General features: G+C 43.3%; 14 protein-coding genes and 1 tRNA gene. 8 read left to right on the forward strand and 7 right to left on the reverse strand.

The window, feature by feature from the left end; all coding sequences use genetic code 11:
* Nucleotides 1-284: 284 nt before the first annotated feature.
* A complete protein-coding gene (gene murD / locus QL982_RS03580) occupies nt 285-1,709 on the reverse strand; it encodes a UDP-N-acetylmuramoyl-L-alanine--D-glutamate ligase (RefSeq protein WP_290164862.1) in 1,425 nt (474 codons plus the stop codon).
* A 668-nt stretch (nt 1,710-2,377) separates the two neighbouring features.
* Between murD and QL982_RS03585 the strand changes: the two genes are divergently transcribed.
* The 4 genes from QL982_RS03585 to QL982_RS03600 all read left to right on the forward strand — a co-directional run bounded on the left by QL982_RS03585 (nt 2,378) and on the right by QL982_RS03600 (nt 6,985).
* Nucleotides 2,378-3,877 (forward strand): SulP family inorganic anion transporter, encoded by a 1,500-nt coding sequence (locus tag QL982_RS03585; RefSeq protein WP_290164863.1) that lies wholly within the window; start codon nt 2,378-2,380, stop codon nt 3,875-3,877.
* 101 nt (nt 3,878-3,978) lie between these two features.
* On the forward strand, nt 3,979-4,833 hold the full coding sequence (locus tag QL982_RS03590; protein ID WP_290164864.1) for a universal stress protein: 855 nt from the start codon (nt 3,979-3,981) through the stop codon (nt 4,831-4,833).
* A gap of 472 nt (nt 4,834-5,305) precedes the next feature.
* Nucleotides 5,306-5,644: a P-II family nitrogen regulator gene (locus tag QL982_RS03595; RefSeq protein WP_010197981.1), complete on the forward strand. Its 339-nt coding sequence runs from the start codon at nt 5,306-5,308 to the stop codon at nt 5,642-5,644.
* Between the two features lie 78 nt (nt 5,645-5,722).
* Entirely contained in the window at nt 5,723-6,985 is a 1,263-nt protein-coding gene (locus QL982_RS03600) for an ammonium transporter (protein ID WP_290164865.1), read from the forward strand.
* A 377-nt stretch (nt 6,986-7,362) separates the two neighbouring features.
* On the opposite strand, the gene QL982_RS03605 is transcribed toward QL982_RS03600, so the two are convergent.
* The 3 genes from QL982_RS03605 to QL982_RS03615 form a co-directional block, all read right to left on the reverse strand.
* On the reverse strand, nt 7,363-7,746 hold the full coding sequence (locus QL982_RS03605) for a DUF2147 domain-containing protein (RefSeq protein ID WP_290164866.1): 384 nt from the start codon (nt 7,744-7,746) through the stop codon (nt 7,363-7,365).
* Between the two features lie 260 nt (nt 7,747-8,006).
* A complete protein-coding gene (locus QL982_RS03610; RefSeq protein ID WP_290164868.1) occupies nt 8,007-8,270 on the reverse strand; it encodes a hypothetical protein in 264 nt (87 codons plus the stop codon).
* A 71-nt stretch (nt 8,271-8,341) separates the two neighbouring features.
* On the reverse strand, nt 8,342-9,187 hold the full coding sequence (locus tag QL982_RS03615) for a DNA/RNA non-specific endonuclease (protein WP_290164869.1): 846 nt from the start codon (nt 9,185-9,187) through the stop codon (nt 8,342-8,344).
* Between the two features lie 177 nt (nt 9,188-9,364).
* Between QL982_RS03615 and QL982_RS03620 the strand changes: the two genes are divergently transcribed.
* The 4 genes from QL982_RS03620 (at nt 9,365) to QL982_RS03635 (ending at nt 12,212) form a co-directional block, all read left to right on the forward strand.
* Nucleotides 9,365-9,455 (forward strand) — tRNA-Ser (locus QL982_RS03620).
* Between the two features lie 334 nt (nt 9,456-9,789).
* Nucleotides 9,790-10,164: a hypothetical protein gene (locus QL982_RS03625; protein ID WP_290164870.1), complete on the forward strand. Its 375-nt coding sequence runs from the start codon at nt 9,790-9,792 to the stop codon at nt 10,162-10,164.
* A 208-nt stretch (nt 10,165-10,372) separates the two neighbouring features.
* Nucleotides 10,373-11,071 (forward strand): hypothetical protein, encoded by a 699-nt coding sequence (locus QL982_RS03630; RefSeq protein WP_290164118.1) that lies wholly within the window; start codon nt 10,373-10,375, stop codon nt 11,069-11,071.
* Nucleotides 11,072-11,417: 346 nt separating this feature from the next.
* The gene (locus tag QL982_RS03635; protein ID WP_290164117.1) at nt 11,418-12,212 is read left to right on the forward strand and encodes an ElyC/SanA/YdcF family protein; all 795 of its coding nucleotides are present in this window, start codon (nt 11,418-11,420) and stop codon (nt 12,210-12,212) included.
* A gap of 60 nt (nt 12,213-12,272) precedes the next feature.
* Here QL982_RS03635 and QL982_RS03640 read toward each other — a convergent pair whose 3' ends face one another.
* From QL982_RS03640 to murF, 3 genes are all read right to left on the reverse strand, one after another.
* A complete protein-coding gene (locus QL982_RS03640) occupies nt 12,273-13,223 on the reverse strand; it encodes a putative RNA methyltransferase (protein ID WP_290164116.1) in 951 nt (316 codons plus the stop codon).
* A 165-nt stretch (nt 13,224-13,388) separates the two neighbouring features.
* Nucleotides 13,389-14,507, reverse strand: coding sequence for a phospho-N-acetylmuramoyl-pentapeptide-transferase (gene mraY, locus QL982_RS03645; protein WP_290164115.1), 1,119 nt, complete (start codon nt 14,505-14,507; stop codon nt 13,389-13,391).
* Nucleotides 14,508-14,510: 3 nt separating this feature from the next.
* Entirely contained in the window at nt 14,511-15,956 is a 1,446-nt protein-coding gene (gene murF / locus QL982_RS03650) for a UDP-N-acetylmuramoyl-tripeptide--D-alanyl-D-alanine ligase (protein WP_290164114.1), read from the reverse strand.
* Nucleotides 15,957-15,973: the final 17 nt, after the last annotated feature.

Here is a 15,973-nt window from a genome sequence, read left to right on the forward strand (position 1 = left end):
CCATAATTTTATATACACTAACAAACGAAAAAACACGGCGTCTATGAAACGCCACCGTTTAAAAAATCATAAAATAAATCGTACTAAATAGATAATAATAGACAACCTTTAGCCATCAGCAATCGCTTTGGCTAGCATCTATTTCAGTCATCACAGTCATATGGTTGACAGTAGCAGCAATCTATAAGCAAAACAATCATTTATCAAGAAAATACTGTCTGTTGCTAGAGACCATGCCTGCGTTATGCAAACGTATACAGCTGACTAAAAGGTTTGCTTATCTATCAGACATCTGGTTGTGCTGTGTCTAATTGGTTGACCAATTGGCTAAAGTGCTCACCGCGAGCCGCATAACCACTGTATTGATCAAAGCTGGCACAAGCGGGTGACAGCAATACAGCTTGCACTTGCGATAAACTACTGGTAGTGACTTGCTGAATGGTCGCAAACGCGTTTTCTAGAGTTTGGCATTGATACAATGTCACATCGTCACTCAATTTAGCGGCCCGTAAATGACTTTCTATCTGCCGACCATCTTCACCAATAAACAATACTTGGCTGACATATTGATTGATAAAAGGAGTCAATTCACCAAACTTCTGACCTTTGCCTTGCCCGCCCAAAATCAATAATAGCTTACCGTCTTTCGGCGCATAGACTGCGCCCAAGCCTTCGATAGCGGCCATGGTCGAACCAATATTGGTGCCTTTAGAATCATTAAAATAATCAATACCAGCAGCATTGGCCACATATTGGCAGCGGTGTTCAAGCCCTGTGAACTGCTGCAAAGTGGTCAGCATACTCTCTAGAGGCAATCCTGCAAGCTCACCGAGTGCCAAAGCCGCTTGCGCATTGAGTAGATTATGACGTCCTTTAATCAACAGTTTGTCTGCCGACAGTAATCGTTCTGTACCACGAGCAAGATAAGTCTGGCCTTCTGTGTCTGTAATGAGGCCATATTGGCCTTTATCAGGGGCATGAATGCCTGTACTTATCCTCGGGAGATTGTCTGCGACCAGTGGACGAGTAAGTGCGTCTTCACGATTAATCATCACTGACTTAGCACCTTGGAAGATACGATGCTTGGCTTGATGGTAGCCAAGCATGTCTCCATGACGATCTAAGTGGTCAGGCGACATATTGAGCACAGTCGCTACTTTTGCACCCAAATTGGTGACGGTTTCTAGTTGAAAGCTAGATAATTCGAGCACTGCCAGTTCCATATCAGGGTTATCAAGTAACGTTAGGGCTGGCACACCGATATTGCCACCAACGCCAACATTGACACCAGCCTCTACTGCCATTTGACCGACCAGTGTGGTCACGGTACTTTTGGCATTAGAGCCTGTGATTGCCACTATCGGTACGGTACAGGCTTCACAAAACAGCTGAATATCACTGACTACAGGAATATTGGCTTGGCGAGCAGCGGCCACAGCGGCAGTATCGAGTGAAATACCTGGGCTAATAATAATACGTGCTGCTTGCTGCAATAGATCTGCATCAATCGCCCCAAATTGACGAATCTCTATCGCGACTGGCAACTGATCGGCCAATTTAGGTGCCACTTGAGCATCTGTCACCGCGACTTGATAGCCTTGCTTGGCCAGATAATGCGCGACTGACAGCCCAGATTGACCCAAACCAACCACGACTTGTAGACCACTACCTTTATGAAGCAAGGCGTCTGTTGCAGTATTAGTGGTCATATCTATTCCTTTTATTGGACAAGAAAATTGCATCGAGCAAACTGAATGTACAGTGACTCTAACTGATGCAGTTAAGGTGGCAAGCATCTTACCGCCATCGCTCAGATTTCGGTACTGATTTTTTATGACTTTATGCTATTATTCGCCTGTTTTTATATTAAGTGGCTAATGCTATAATAGTCAGCTTGATTATATTTATCAGTATTTTGCTGGGCACATCGCCCAAGCATTTTAGTTTAGCATGTTGTCACATTTATCGCGCTATTGTCACGCCTCTTTCACAACGATACTGGTTGTCGTAACGGTGCATCAGGCAATTGCGACTGTTTGATAAATGATATATCACCTTCTACTGCAGCAAGTGATTGCTGACTCTATACATTATTTTAGGTACATCCATCTAGTCGCCTATTTTAAGCAATCTTTTTAAACAATATTTTTAGGTAATTTTACTGCCCTTATCATCGTATTGATTATTGATGAGCGTACTTTTGATACCAAAAAAATTAGTAGACACTTGTGTTATTTACCTTTAACAATCCAACACAGCAACATGACTTAGTGCATGTTGAAGTAAAAGAAAAATGAATAGCTATTATTAGCGACGCGATCATTTTATAAATGAGTAATGATTACTTTTTTTGCCTCTAACCCTATGTAGTTTACTTATGACATCTTTTATTGATAACTTGCGTGACGAGTGGTTTTCCAATGTTCGCGGTGACGTTTTATCGGGCTTGGTTGTAGCACTAGCCCTAATCCCAGAAGCCATTGCCTTTTCTATCATCGCAGGCGTCGATCCAAAAGTCGGCTTATATGCCTCATTTTGTATCGCCGTGGTGATCAGTTTTGTCGGTGGCCGCCCTGGTATGATTTCGGCAGCGACGGGTGCTATGGCACTGGTCATGGTCGATTTGGTTGCCGATCATGGCTTGCAGTATTTGCTGGCTGCGACCTTACTATGTGGTGCTATTCAGGTCGTGATGGGCATTCTAAAGCTTGGTAATTTGATGCGCTTTGTTTCCCGTTCAGTGGTCATCGGCTTCGTCAACGCACTCGCAATATTGATCTTCGTCGCCCAATTACCAGAACTAAATCCTATGACCGAGCGTGTCGGCATGACCGTTTATATCATGACGGCAGCGGGCTTGGGGATTATTTACCTGTTTCCACTTATCCCTAAAATCGGTCGCATCATCCCTTCACCACTGATTTGTATCGTGGGCTTGACGGCTGTTGCGATGTACATGAACCTCGATATTCGTAACGTCGGCAGCATGGGTGATTTGCCTGATTCATTGCCGATGTTTTTATTACCGGATATTCCATTAAACCTAAACACGTTGCTGATTATTGCACCTTATTCTATTGCGCTTGCCATTGTCGGCCTCTTAGAATCTATGATGACTGCAACGATTGTCGATGAATTGACTGATACGCCAAGTGATAAAAATAAAGAATGCCGCGGTCAAGGTATTGCCAATGTGGTGTCAGGTTTCTTTGGTGGTATGGCAGGCTGTGCGATGATCGGTCAGTCGATGATTAACGTCAAATCTGGCGGGCGTACGCGTCTATCTACCTTAATGGCAGGGGTTGTGCTCCTCATTATGGTGGTATTCTTGAGCGAATGGGTCAGCCAAATTCCTATGGCTGCCTTGGTTGCAGTAATGATTATGGTCTCAATTGGCACCTTTAATTGGCAATCTATTCGCGAGTTCAAGACACACCCCATGTCATTTAATATCGTGATGCTAGCCACCGTATTGACCACCGTCTTTACTCATAACTTAGCTTACGGCGTTGGTGTTGGCGTACTGCTATCTGCCTTAGCGTTTGCCAATAAAATCGGGCAATTCTTGACCATATTCAGCGAATATGACGACAGCAGCAATACCCGCTATTACTATGTTCAGGGTCAAGTATTCTTTGCTTCTACAACGCAGTTTTTGAATAGCTTTGATACCAAAGAAGCCTTGGACAGCATTCAAATCGATGTGAGCCAAGCTCACTTTTGGGATGTCAGTGCGGTAGATACCTTGGACAAGCTGGTTATGCGCTTGCAACGTGAAGGTATTGATGTCAAAGTGGTTGGACTCAACAGCGCGAGCCGAACACTGATTGATCGCTTCTCTATTCACGACCGCCGAGACATTGGCTTATTAGATTAGAGCATGGTTGATGGATGGGTAAAAGGGTTGGTTAGGTTCTTTATACGCTAACCCTAAACCGCGATAGCGGATTTTTATTATTGAAATGATGTGGTCGTTTTATGAGTAACTTAAAACCAGATAGTGTGATTGCTTGCTTGGACTGTCCTGATCACGTTCAAGCCGTATTAGAGGCCAGTATGTGGGCTTCTATTCGCCTAAGAGCGCCGATTGGATTATTACATTCAATGCCAAGCTTGCAGCAAAAAGCCGCTGTCAATTATTCTGGCTGTCTCAATATTGATGACGAAAACGCGTTGCTTGAGCAATTCACATCCAAAGAGCATCTAAGCAATTGTGAGCTAAAAGCACAGGGCAGATTATTGCTGCATCAAGCGACGACGTATTGTGAACAACAGCACTATAAGCTGAAAACCTATACCTTGCATCGCCATGAGCATCTCAATCAAAGTATTGATTATGTCGATGATAAAGCACAATTGATCGTTATAGGTCATCATGTCACCTGCAAATCCACACTGAGTCAACTCATCAGAGTCAGTCACTGCCCCATTTTGGTGACACATGCACCATTTTTGCCCCCTACTAGCGCGTTATTTGCTTTTGACAACAGTCCAACTTGTCATAAGTTATTAAATTGGTTGTGTAAAACGCCTCTTGTGCGCGCGCTAACGGTTCATATCGTAATGGTTGGCAAAGAAACCTCTGAAAATTGCGATGCGCTGCGTGAAGCTTATGCCAGACTAAAGCAAGCGGGTATTAAATCCAAAAAAACACTTTTGGACTGCCGTGATGTCGCTGCAGCTTTGAACTATTATCAAAACCAGCATGATATTGGTCTACTCATGACAGGGGCATTTGGCCAATCTCGTCTGCGAGAATTACTGCGAGGTAGCGATACCAAAAAGCTACTGGTCAGCACCCAAACGCCTTACCTACTCTTTCCAAAAGCCTAATGGCACGCAGTTGAATACGCCATAACACCTTTATCTACAACTGAGCGCAGAGTCATGGCTACTAAGTCAGCCTCTGCAGCTTACTTCTATTTTTCGTTTACTTTTTTGCAAGAGACTATTAATCAGAACGCCAAATTGATTGCCAAACTCAAGTTAGCAAATCGTCACATGAAATAAAGGGATAGCCTCCCCAAGCACTCAAAAAGTTGGTTATAATAAAGTTTTCATTAACCAAACGCTAAAGATCGATTCACTTTTACTATGCTCGTAACGATGGCTCTAATCATTGCATTAGAGCTCTTATTCTATGTCTCTACTGTCGTTATTTTAGGATGAACACGCCCAACGCTACCTCCCCCCTTGAGTAGAGTGGCACAGTTCTTGAATAACTTACCATCAGCAAGGCAGAGATATGATGATGCACCATAGTACCTCTATCAATCTGCAGCATCACACAAATAAGGAATTTTTTATGAAGCTAATCACTGCGATCTTAAAACCGTTTAAGCTCGATGATGTACGTGAAGCGCTTTCTGACATCGGGGTTAAAGGTGTCACTGTCACTGAAGTCAAAGGTTTCGGTCGCCAAAAAGGTCACACAGAACTCTATCGCGGCGCAGAATACGTGGTGGATTTTTTGCCTAAAGTAAAAGTCGAAGTGGCCGTTATTGATGAGATGGTCGAACCTGCTATCGAAGCCATCACTCGCATTGCGAGCACTGGCAAGATTGGTGATGGCAAAATCTTTGTCACTGCACTTGAGCAAGTCATTCGTATCCGTACGGGTGAGACTGGCCCCGATGCTATCTAACGCACAAGGCCAGCTTATAGACACAGATTTATAGATCATACCGATAGCTGTATTGCATCAATTCAAGGGGGAATTAATATGCAAAATCAAATCTTCGAGCTTCAGTACGCACTTGATACATTTTATTTTTTGATGTGTGGGGCACTAGTCATGTGGATGGCAGCAGGCTTCACTATGTTAGAAGCCGGTCTGGTTCGTTCAAAAAACACTGTCGAAATTTTAACCAAAAATATCGCGCTATTTGCTACTGCTTGTACTATGTACATGATATGCGGCTATGCCATCATGTATGGCGGCGATCTATTCTTGAGCGGTATCTCAAGCGGTGAAACGCTAGTCGAAGATGCATTAGCAACATCCGCTGAAAATGGCTTCGGTGGCGATGCGGTTTACTCTGCAGCGTCTGATTTTTTCTTCCAAGTCGTCTTTGTCGCAACCTGTATGTCTATCGTCTCAGGGGCAGTTGCTGAGCGTATGAAACTGTGGTCCTTTTTATTGTTTGCGGTCGTTATGACTGGTGTCATCTATCCATTAGAAGGCAGCTGGACATGGGGTGGCAATGATGTCTTTGGTTTGTTTAACCTAAAGGACATGGGCTTTTCTGACTTTGCAGGATCTGGCATTGTCCATATGGCAGGTGCTGCGGCAGCTTTAGCAGGCGTGCTACTCTTAGGGTCACGGAAAGGAAAATATGGTCCTAATGGCGAGATACGTGCCATTCCTGGTGCCAATCTGCCACTTGCTGCACTTGGTACACTCATCCTATGGATGGGTTGGTTCGGATTTAACGGTGGTTCAGTACTTAAATTGGGCGACATCGCCAGTGCCAACTCTGTTGCTATCGTATTCCTAAACACCAATGCGGCCGCTGCTGGCGGTGCAATAGGCGCTTTATTACTAGCACGTATTATTTTTGGAAAAGCTGATTTGACCATGCTCTTAAACGGTGCATTAGCAGGTCTAGTGGCTATTACCGCAGAGCCTTCCACACCATCCGCATTACAAGCCACTATTTTTGGTCTTATCGCTGGTATCATCGTGGTGCTATCCATCTTAGCATTAGATAAAATCAAGATTGATGATCCAGTTGGGGCAATCTCAGTGCATGGCGTGGTTGGTCTGTTTGGTCTTCTGATCGTACCCATCACTCAACCAGCCTCTACCTTTATTGGCCAGATTGTAGGTGCTGCAACAATCTTTGCTTGGGTATTCATAGCCAGTTTAGTTGTTTGGTCTATTATCAAGGTAGTTATCGGTCTCCGTATCTCTGAAGAAGATGAGTATGAAGGTGCTGATATTGCAGAATGTGGTATGGAAGCTTACCCAGAATTTATAAGATAAGCGCTGCGCCAATAAGCAAATGACCTAGGGCGTGTCATCATTTAGATTGTAGGGCTTAAAATGAGAAAAATTGCAGTCAAACAAGAAAGAACTCGCCGTAAATATGAATATATTGACAAGATTTCTGACGATATTTGACAAAATTTAGCCTTTTTAAGGCCACTAAATGTATCAATGTGCTAATTGATGACACGCCCTAGCCAAATACGCTGATACTACCTACTGTAGTATCAGCGTTATGGTTTTAGTGATGAAAGAATACCCCTTCTTAAAAATATGCACTGGCCGCCAAAATATAAAAATCCCGCACAACCTTTCGGTCGTGCGGGATTTTAATGCATCAAATTCAAACTTGATATTCAGTCGGCTTTAATCGCTTATTTCTTTTTCCATTCTTGGCTACGAGAGAATGGACCAATATAGCCTTTTAATTTTAATGTGCTGCCATTCAGGCTGGCTGTCATGCGATAGTCTTTACCTTTCTCAGGATCCGTAATCGTACCACCACTGTATTTACCACCACCGTCAGACTTTAGACCTTTGATGACTCTCATACCAACGTGCTTTTTACCTGTTGATGAGTTGGTAGCGATAAGCGTCCCTGTTAGCACACCATTTGACTCAGTAATTCTTACCGTACCTTTTGGCTTACCTTCATCATATGTCTGCCAAGTGGTATTGGCTAATGGGTCAGCGGCGAATGCCATGCTAGCAATACCAATACCTGCAACGGCTACAGCGGTCTTTGTAAATAATTTCATAGATTGACTCCCTTCATACAATGATTACTCGAAACATTATGTTTCTGATATCCTATGCTTATCCTTTGCTAGAACCTTTTACTACAAGATTTACAGTTTCAACCTTTTAAATGATAGCGACCATAACGGCTTATAAGCTTTTAATTAAAGATTCGAGCGACACAAGCGATGTCATAATTCATTATAAGCAATTTTTGGGTTTTGCCTAGTAGTTTTTTTACACTTTCTTATTGCTAGAAAAATAAAACCATATCAATAAGTTACAAAAAAGGGTTGTCAATATTTTTATCCAGCTGGTCATTATTTTCTTTTGACTTAGCTTCATTGCTGCTATATATATTTTCGTCTTCGAATGCTTTTATGATTTTGCCTGACAGCTCATGTAGCTGCTGGGCTTGCTTATACCCCAATTCACTCAGCATTAGATCAATATCACCATATATAATGATTTTGTCCTTCTGATTTTCAATAATAAGGTCACCTATCTGCATGCTTTGGTGATCGTTGGCGAATGGTTCAATCATGTGTTTATCCTTATTATTAATAGCATCTTATTTTTCCAAAACTAGGCTGTGTCCTAGGGTATGGTCACAGTTTATGCCTGTAACTGTGCAATTAACCACTCCAAAATAGCCCACACAAACAGCATCCAATCAGGCTCTTTTTCTGGCTCATCAGGTAGCTCCGAGCTGTCACCCGCCTTTAGTGGTAAATCAAAGGCTTGTGACTTGGATTGATTATCTAGCATTGGTAAGACGTCAATGCCTATCTCAGTGGTTAGCTCATCGATACTAATAATGTCGATGCGTTCCGATTCATCATTTGGTGCGTAATATACGCCTGCTTGATTGGTCGCTGGGATATACACTGCCTTAAAAAAATGGCTAGGCACAATCACACGGTTGGCGAGCTGCTTGGGTTTTTTATTGGTAAATGCTACCCCTGTAATGGTATAGACTTCACCATATTGCTGCGTTAAATACCGAGTGGCAGACTCGATATTACGCCAAATATAGCGATTATTACGAGGGGACTGCGGGGCAATATTGGCCAGACTAAAGCTATCATATTGTTGGCTTCGATTGGCCATATTGGCATTGGGTGCTAGATGTCCTCGATCGTAGCCAGACTTTGAGTAGTCAGATAATGAGGCGCGTGCGGACTCTGGAAGCTTACTTTCTTCATGAAAGCTGTCTTCACGATCGATTTGCTTGGCTTGTTGCAAACGCTTGCGATCCAAATACTCTGCCGACCAAAGCGGTGTACGCGACACGCCAGAATACATAACGGCAAAACCGTCCATGCACAGTGCTTGTGCCTCTTTATTTAGTTTGGTATTGGTAAATTCAGGGTAGACACCACCATAAAAGGACTCGCTACATTGGGTAAAGTCATCAGCATATGCTTGGGTGATGCCCATCGTGACAATCAAAACTGTCATCAGCATACTATTGTTAAATCGGTACTTGAGCCTGCTAAAACGTATCATTCAACTTTCAACCATTTATACTTGTCATTACGTACCTGCTATCCTAGCAGGCGGTTACCAATAAATAAAGATAGCACGCAAGTCGTGACATTTTAAATGGCATCCGCTATACTGAGCCAGTCAAAAAACGGTGAAGTGGGTGAGTGGCTGAAACCGCACGCCTGGAAAGTGTGTATGCGTTAATAGCGTATCGAGGGTTCGAATCCCTCCTTCACCGCCAATCTTATTCTGTTTATCAAAGCATTAGTTTTCCTACCTTGTCCCAAACACTCCTATACCCCTCTGAAAACCTTTGTAAATAACGCTTCTAGCGTTTTTTTTATGCCTGCTATTTTCCCAATCTATCCGAACATAACTCATCTATCCCCTGGCTTGTGTTGGTCTATTCGCCATTGTCTATTACTCCTATCCCCCTCAATTAAATCAAAACAATCCTTTTTATACTTTCAATATCGTCTTGATGGATGTGGCGGGCGGGCATTTCATTATGAGGTTTTCTTAAAATAGTGTAACATTTGTTGATTAATAATTTTAAAATAGAAAGAAGATCATTGATGATTACAGATAACGCAAAACTGATAAACGTGGAACAATTAATGTCCGCAAAAGAGTTAGAAGTCTGGCTAAGTACCTACCAAGACTATCAAGAAAAAGAAAAACAGCTGCGGATTGTTGGATTTACGGTTATGGCAGGGTATGGACTTACTCAAGCGTTATTCAATTCATGGCAGACCAAAGAACTATTTATAGGATTAAGCTTACTATTGCTGTGTGTCTTAATCTATCCTATTTTTATGTCTTTAAAATCATCTACTTCTGTAAATAAAGTTATAAGACTATTGGCAGAAGAGAAAGGGCTTGATCATAAATTATTACGTAAAAGTTTTAGCCAGTACGCAATAGATACCGTTGGTGGCAAAGGGATTTAGGGCGTGTCCTCAATTCAATCGATAGTTATCTAAATGGGTTAAAAATGGCTAAATCTTGCCAAACGGTGTCAAATAGCTGACTAATATCTCGATATTATCTGCGCTATTTTCCTTGTTTGACTGCGATTTATCTCATTTTTATTACCATTTTTAAAATGAGGACACGCCCTAGACCAAACATCAAAAATTTTGTGATAAGGAATCATAAGTGAAAACGTTAGGATTATACATAGCAGCAGCATTAACGCTAACAGCATGCGCCACAAGTATGAATACGGGAATAACGAGTAATAACGGCAGTCAAACTGTGACTGAATTCCCCGTTGAGACCGCCCTGCTGAATATCTATACCAAAGCACGTGCTGATACCCTGATACCAGCCAATGACAATCAAAATACAGTGCTTGAGATAAAAGTCGTTCCCAAAGGGTCAATGATATTCAACAATCATCAGGTACAAAGTGCCGAAACTACTTATACTATAAAGTCAGATGGCATCATCGATCAGCAGCTCATATCGGTCAATTACTACACCCTAAACCCTGTAAAGTTCTATGGTTTTACCGACAGCCTAGGGCTGTATTCAATCGCTGAGCAAACCGCTGATATGCCCAAGATGGCTGCTATAGGAGCGTCAAGCGAGCTCATTACCGAGAATGTCTATAACAGTAGCGAGCAAGATGTACTGGTCGATAGCTACACCCAGAGTTGGTCACTATCTCGCGCTAGTACAGATACCGCATGGTTCTGTATAAGCACTTTAGCTAACCCAGTAACACGAGATCCTCATAGCAAAAACTCAGACTGCCATCTAATCAATGCTCAAGGCGATCTATTGAGTGGTAAATTTATGGACACCTACCTATCAGATAGCGGTATTAAGAAGATAATTTACAACAGTCAATAATAGGATAGCTACTGACAAGGATCGATATGAAAGCGCTAGGATTGTGTACATTATTAGCTCCTTACCATTAGAGACTCCTAATGCTAGCACTCAGCCTTCCTTGCTAACTATTTAAACAATAAGAAAAAAACTGGATTTCCCCGAGTGTATCGAAAACTCATTTACTGCTTTGCAAACTCAAAGGGTGGTACATACGCAAGGGTTCTATACAAACAAGATTTATTGGGTCTGAGAAATCCATACCCTATCCATCTATCATAATGTACGCCTGTGATAATCTTAGACTCAGCACTTTTAAAACCATTCTCCAATATATTGGTTATCTACATACAAGCGTATTATTTCTATGTCAAAAGCATTACTTACTAGCACTCGTGTCATCTTATTCACCATCGGTATCGTAATCATCGTTGATTGTGTTGCATTAATGGCTATCGGTAAAATTAATTTTGGCTCAGTAGTACCACTGCTATTGGGGATTATCTTTGTCGCTCATGGGCTGTTTTGGCATGCCATTCGCAGATTTTTTGGCCGAAACCATTGGTTAAATCGTTTATGGTATGGACTGTGGGCTGTGTTTACAATTTGGCTCATCAGCTTTGGGCTTTTCATCTGGTCACTTCAGCAGCAAATTACGCTTAGCATGCAGCCAGCACCGACTGTAACAGCGATTATTATATTGGGCTCGGGGACAGTGGCAGGCAAACCCACACCGACCCTCGCCAAGCGTCTAGATACCGCTGTACCACTGATCAAATCACAGCCTAGTGCATTGGTGATAACCAGTGGTGGCGTTGGCTTTCAGCGTACACGTAGCGAGGCTGATATTATGGCAACGTACTTACACGATTCACATGACATCGCGTTTGAGCGTATTTTACAAGAAGGTAAAAGTACCAGTACCGAAGAGAACTTAGCCAATAGCCGAGATATATTAGAAGAAAAAGGACTCTCTATCACTGATCCCATCGCTATCGTGACCAGCGACTTTCATACCGTCCGCGCAGCCAGTATCGCCAAGCATCAAGGCTATCAGCAGCCTATCACCGTCGCCAGTTCTACGCCTTTGTCCATTCGCTATAATGCTTGGTTTCGTGAATATTTTGCTTTCGTTAGTGGTTGGCTATTAGGAGAGTATTGATGCTAGCTATATTCTCGTCATCAGCACAGTACCTCTATATAGACACACCGTTATAAGAAACTATTTATCAGACGATTTTCGCAACACATAAACCACAAACTTTGCCTCAGTATTGAACGCTTCTGTTTCAACGGCTGCTAGTAATGCTTTTCTTTTTTCGCTACGGGCACGGTATGCATAGGGCGTCATGGTCATTAAATCAGCCAAATCATCTGCTGATAAGGTCAGCTCTGTACTGACACGATGAGTGTCTATTAGCGTAAAGTAAGGGGCTAATTCTTGCAAAAATTTATCAGAATCATGCTCACGCACGCTATCAAATAAGGCATCACGCATCGTTGCTAGATGTCCTATGTCAGGCTTGGCAATGATTAAATAACCATCATCAGCCAACACTTCAGCAAAAGCCTCAGGCAAAATGGGGCTAAAGATACTACTGATGCCCGTCATACTATGAGGACGTAATGGTAGGTGCGCGGCGCTAGTCACCAGTGGGTAGATTACTGTCGTCTGGGTAGATGGTTGTTCGTTTTGTTGATACCACAATTGACCTGCCATTTTGCTCACTTTGGCCAATTCAACCACAGCAGGCTTACTGATATCAGCAGCGATGAGAGTGTCTATGGCATCCAATCCCAGTTGCGCCATTGCCTGCGTGTAGTAGCCTTCTCCGCAGCCAATATCAAGCCAATTGACCGACTTACTCTTATGATCACCTACTTGTTTATCTTGATACAACAATTCCGTCATTTTTTGGCTAATGAGACCCTGTAACGATGCGTAGTGTCCATGGTTCAAAAACCGCTTACGTGCATCGATAGATTCTTGGCTGTCACCAGGCGCTTTAGATTTTTTTTGCTGCACAGGCAACAGATTGACATAGCCTTGACGAGCAACATCAAAAGGGTGCGAGGTCTGCTTAGGATGCAAACGACCATCACAGCGCCAAGTATCTGCGGCGGGCTTTAGTGGTGACTGACAAAGTGGACAAATAAATAAGGGCACAGGCATCTCAAAGTGATAGCAATAAGAGAGACATTTTAACAAAGTTCAAGCTCAGTAAGTAAGAAAAGGCACTGTCAATCAAGCAACAAAAAAGCCACCTCAGATGTGTTTGAGGTGGCTTTTTGATGCGATATAGCGCTATTAACGCAATATCAATTGGCTATGATTGTATTAACGTAGCTTTAACGTCATCAATCCAAGGATCACAAGGATGATGGCAATAATCCAAAACCTTGCCACCACTTGCGTCTCTTTCCAGCCAATTTCTTCAAAGTGATGATGTAATGGTGCCATACGGAAAACACGTTTTTTGCGCAGCTTATATGACCCTACTTGCAGCATAACAGACAGCGCTTCAGCGACAAACAGTCCACCCATAATCGCAAAGGCAATCTCTTGACGAGTCATAACCGCAATCGTACCGAGCATCGCACCAAGGGCAAGTGCGCCGACATCACCCATAAATACCTGTGCCGGATGTGCATTGAACCATAAGAAACCAAGTCCTGCCCCAATCATCGAGCCACAGACAATGAGCACTTCAGAGTTGTAAGCAATATAAGGCACATGCAAGTAATCAGCAAAGCGTACATCACCTGATACATAAGCCATCGCTCCTAAACCTGCCGCAACCAAAACCACTGGCAAGATTGCTAAGCCATCCAAGCCGTCGGTTAAATTGACCGCGTTAGAAGCCCCATTAATCACAAAATAAGTAAAGATAATAAAGCCAATACCAAAAGGCACTGCTGAAAATGGAATTATCCAATCTTTGAATACGGGTAGTAATAAATCCTGCATCTCGCGGGTAGTTGCGATATCTGGTTGTAATGTGGCGATATAATACAAAGACATACCCACGAATAACGCGCCCATAGACAACCAAAAATACTTTTTGCGGGCAATTAAACCTTTTGGGTTTTTGTACTTAATTTTAAGCCAATCATCGGCCCAACCAACCGCGCCAAAGATAATCATGACAACGAGCAAAATCCAAACATAGGGATTGTCTAAACGTGCCCATAGTAAAGTCGATATCCCAATGGCGCTTAAAATTAATACCCCACCCATGGTTGGTGTACCCGTCTTCGCCAAATGCGACTGAGGCCCATCACTACGAATCGCTTGACCATATTTGAGCGCGCGCAGGTGCCGAATGACGCGTCCACCAAACATCATGCTAAATACAAGGGCGGTAACAACCGCAAGCAGTGCTCGCAGTGTCAACGAAGAAACCGCAGAAAACGGCGTATAATACTGGCCAAGCCAGCCGAACAACCAAACTAACACCGCCTACTCCTCTACTAGCGCATGAATAAGTGTTTCCATTCCCATGGAACGAGAGCCTTTGAACAACACAGTACAAGGCTTAGCTTGTTGCGCTTGCAAATACGGCTGTAAATACTGTAATAAACTTTCTTTGTCGGCGAAGGCATGGGCGCTAATATCAGAAATCTCTTGCGCACCCGCAACGGTATAATTCGCATACTCACCCACACAGAGCAGCACATTGATACCGGTGGTGGCGATAGTACGGCCCAAGCTTTGATGCTCACTGACGGCCGCCTCTCCTAACTCGCCGATATCACCCAGCACCATAATTTGCGTACCCGTTTGCGCAGCCAATACTTTGGCAGCGGCACGTACCGAATGCGGGTTGGCATTATAAGTATCATCAATGAGACGATGCATACCAAGTATCTGACTGTTCAAACGGCCTTTGGCTGGGCGTGCATTTTCAAGCCCAATGACGATATCACTCACCGCAATATTTAGTGCGTGGGCACAAGCGGCAGCAGCCAAGGCATTATTGACATTGTGCTCGCCTGCTAATGGCAAATTGATATCATGAATTTGGCTACCGATATGTAGCTTAAACTCGCTACGTTCAGGCTCTACATCGAGATGGCTAGCACTAACGTCAGTATTACCAAAACCAATCACGTGAGACGTGTGCTTTTCAGCGATACGGCGCAATTGATTGGTAAAATCATCCTTATCAGGAACAATCGCAAACTGGTCATTGGTTAATATGCTATAAATCTCTGCTTTGGTCTGGCAAATGCCTTCACGGCTACCGAACTCACCCAGATGCGCTGTTCCGATGTTTAAGATACAGGCCACATCAGGGCGGACAATCTCAGTCGTATAAGCAATCTCACCAATATGGTTGGCGCCCAACTCTAAAATAGCATAGCGATGATGATCCGACAGCTCAAGCAGCATCATCGGTACACCCAAGTCATTATTTAAGTTGCCACGGGTAATCAGTGTCGGTGCCAATCGACCAAAGATACTGCCGAGCATTTCTTTGCAGGTGGTCTTGCCACTAGAGCCAGTAATGGCAATCACGGTCAAGTCTTTATGCTGCTGGCGACGAAAAGCGGCCAATTGCCCTAGCGCCAAGCGTGTATCACTCACTACCAATTGCGGAATACTGTTTGGACTGGTGATAGGACGCGATACGATAGCAGCGATAGCACCTTGTGATGCGGCCATATCGATATAATCGTGACCATCAAAATTATCACCACTTAACGCCAAAAATATATCACCCGACTTTATCGTGCGAGTATCAGTAGCAATGCGCTTACTGGCTAACGTTGGTGGCTCTGTGTCTGCGTGATTCTGTGGCAGCTGCCAATGACCATCGAGCGACGCGGTCGCGGCGAGCAGATTATCCATCTGCCAGATATAAAGCCCTTGCGACTGGACAGTATTATCGTTGTCGGCTGTCATAATGATTACCTTATATG

The organism is Psychrobacter sp. 5A.1 (assembly GCF_030407455.1).
GTDB lineage: Bacteria > Pseudomonadota > Gammaproteobacteria > Pseudomonadales > Moraxellaceae > Psychrobacter.